This is a genomic window from uncultured Nevskia sp., from assembly GCF_903885465.1.
Taxonomy (GTDB): Bacteria; Pseudomonadota; Gammaproteobacteria; order Nevskiales; family Nevskiaceae; genus Nevskia.
The window spans coordinates 1-1,720 of sequence record NZ_CAISIQ010000045.1 but is presented as its reverse complement, the minus strand read 5'-3'; the positions used below and the strand labels follow the sequence as shown (position 1 = coordinate 1,720).

General features: G+C 64.6%; 3 protein-coding genes. 2 read left to right on the top strand and 1 reads right to left on the bottom strand.

The features are described from left to right. A partial coding sequence (locus QZY06_RS01685; protein ID WP_295679369.1) for a LysR family transcriptional regulator occupies nt 1-216 on the bottom strand: 216 nt, incomplete at its 3' end. Between the two features lie 105 nt (nt 217-321). Here QZY06_RS01685 and QZY06_RS01680 point away from each other — a divergent pair. Both QZY06_RS01680 and QZY06_RS01675 read left to right on the top strand, forming a co-directional pair. Then, on the top strand, nt 322-1,518 hold the full coding sequence (locus QZY06_RS01680) for an alkane 1-monooxygenase (protein ID WP_295679367.1): 1,197 nt from the start codon (nt 322-324) through the stop codon (nt 1,516-1,518). A 2-nt stretch (nt 1,519-1,520) separates the two neighbouring features. Then, nucleotides 1,521-1,700 carry a rubredoxin gene (locus QZY06_RS01675; RefSeq protein WP_295679365.1) on the top strand — a complete coding sequence of 60 codons (180 nt, stop codon included), beginning with the start codon at nt 1,521-1,523 and terminating at the stop codon, nt 1,698-1,700. Nucleotides 1,701-1,720: the final 20 nt, after the last annotated feature.

The following is a 1,720-nucleotide window of genomic DNA, read 5'->3' as shown; positions in this document are numbered from 1 at the left end:
TTCCCGCGCCAGCCGCACCACGACCTCGCCGTACTCGGTGGGCCGCACGCCGGACTGGTCGCGGATGAACAGCGGCACGCCGTACTCGTCCTCGATGCGGCGGATGCTGACCGACAGCGCCGACTGGGTCAGATGCAGCGCTTCGGCCGCCCGCCGGTAATTGCGGTGCTCATGGAGCGCCAGCACATGGCGCAATTGCCGGAACGATTCGCTCATGACAAATATTCACCGATTTGCCAATAACAATGAATTGGAATGGTGCGCTGCGGCTCTGTCACCGTCCAATCGCCTTCACCCAAGGCATTGACGGAAGAACGAGACATGAGCATCCAGGCGCTGAATCCCGAAGGCCAGATCGTGCGCTACACCGACAAGCGACGTTGGCTGTGGTCGCTGTCGCTGCTGTGGCCCCTGCTGCCGGTGATTTCCTGCGTGGCCGCGGCGAAGACCGGCCAGGCCGTGTGGTTCTGGGCGACCTGGATCATCTGGTATCTGATCGTGCCGGTGATCGATCACCTGCTGCCGGCCGATGGCAGCAATCCCCCGCCGGAAGTGGTGCCCACGCTTGACGCCGATTGGTACTACCGCCTGCTGCCGATGCTGACCGTGCCGATCCACTACATCACGCTGATCTACAGCGCTTGGGTGATCGGCACCGGCGATCTCGCCTGGTACTCGATCCTGGGGCTGGCGTTGTCCGTCGGTCTGGTCAACGGCATCGCCATCAACACCGGCCACGAACTCGGCCACAAGACCACTGATCTGGAGCGCTGGCTCGCCAAGACCGTGCTGGCTGTCGTCGGCTACGGCCACTTCTTCATCGAGCACAACAAGGGCCATCACAAGGACGTGGCAACGCCGGACGATCCCGCCTCTTCGCGGATGGGCGAGAACATCTACGGCTTCGCCTGCCGCGAGATTCCCGGTGCGATGCGTCGCGCCTGGCGCTCTGAGAAGGCGCGCCTCGAACGCTGCGGCAAGGGTCCCTGGACCTTGCAGAACGAAGTGCTGCAGCCGCTGCTGATCACCGTCCCGCTGTACGTCGGCCTGACCGTCGCGTTCGGCTGGGTGATGCTCCCGTACCTCGCGCTGCAGATGATCTGGGGCTGGTTCGGCGTGCTGACCAGCGCCAACTACATCGAGCATTACGGGCTGCTGCGGCAGAAGCGCGACAACGGCCGCTTCGAGGCCTGCCAGCCCTACCACTCGTGGAACTCCAACCACGTAATGTCGAACCTGATCCTGTTCAACCTGCAGCGTCATTCGGACCATCACGCCAACCCGACGCGCCGCTATCAGAGCCTGCGCAACTTCGAGCATCTGCCGGAATATCCAAGCGGCTATCCGCTGATGTTCCTGATCGCGCTGTTCCCGCCGCTGTGGTTTGCGGTGATGAACCCCCGCGTGGTCGCCTGGGCTGAAGGCCGCTTCGATCTCATCAACATCCGCCCTGGCTACCGCGCCCGACTCGAAGCCCGCTGGGGCAAGCGCGGCGGCAATGCGGCGGCAGGCGCCTGACCGTGAGCGGCTACCGCCGTTTCATCTGCCCCGGCTGCGGCTATGCCTATGACGAAGGCAAGGGTGATCCGCACGAAGGCTTCCCGCCCGGCACCCGCTGGGAGCAGGTGCCGGAGGACTGGCCCTGCCCCGCCTGCGCGGTGCGCGAAAAGCTGGACTTCGAGCTACAGGCGCAAGCCTGATCGTCCGGCTCCTGCGCCAG

What these genes read in the sequence shown, in the direction of transcription:
- QZY06_RS01680 (WP_295679367.1), top strand. Translation starts at nt 322, where the DNA reads ATGAGCATCCAGGCGCTGAATCCCGAAGGCCAGATCGTGCGCTACACC.